This is a genomic window from Chryseobacterium sp. SIMBA_028 (genome assembly GCF_046535285.1).
In the GTDB taxonomy this organism is placed as follows: domain Bacteria; phylum Bacteroidota; class Bacteroidia; order Flavobacteriales; family Weeksellaceae; genus Chryseobacterium.
In genome coordinates this window covers 1-254 of sequence record NZ_JAWRWZ010000565.1, presented here as the reverse complement: position 1 = coordinate 254, position 254 = coordinate 1, and the positions used below count along the sequence as shown (strand labels likewise).

At 56.7% G+C, this 254-nt stretch carries 1 protein-coding gene; it reads right to left on the bottom strand.

The features are described 5' to 3' along the window. The coding region (locus tag SCA31_RS24505) for a methyl-accepting chemotaxis protein (protein WP_410699576.1) at positions 1 to 254 on the bottom strand (254 nt) is incomplete at both ends.

The following is a 254-nucleotide window of genomic DNA, read 5'->3' as shown; positions in this document are numbered from 1 at the left end:
AGATCCTTGATTTCCTTGGCCGCGCTTGAGGAACGCTGAGCGAGACTACGTACCTCGCTGGCAACGACCGCAAACCCACGCCCCTGCTCCCCAGCGCGTGCAGCTTCAACCGCCGCATTGAGCGCGAGAATGTTTGTCTGGAATGCAATCCCTTCAATGATCCCGGTAATCTCGGCAATTTTGTTCGAATTTCCACTGATGTCGTCCATGGTTTCAACCACCCGACCCACTGCGAAGCTCCCGCGTCGAGCTAC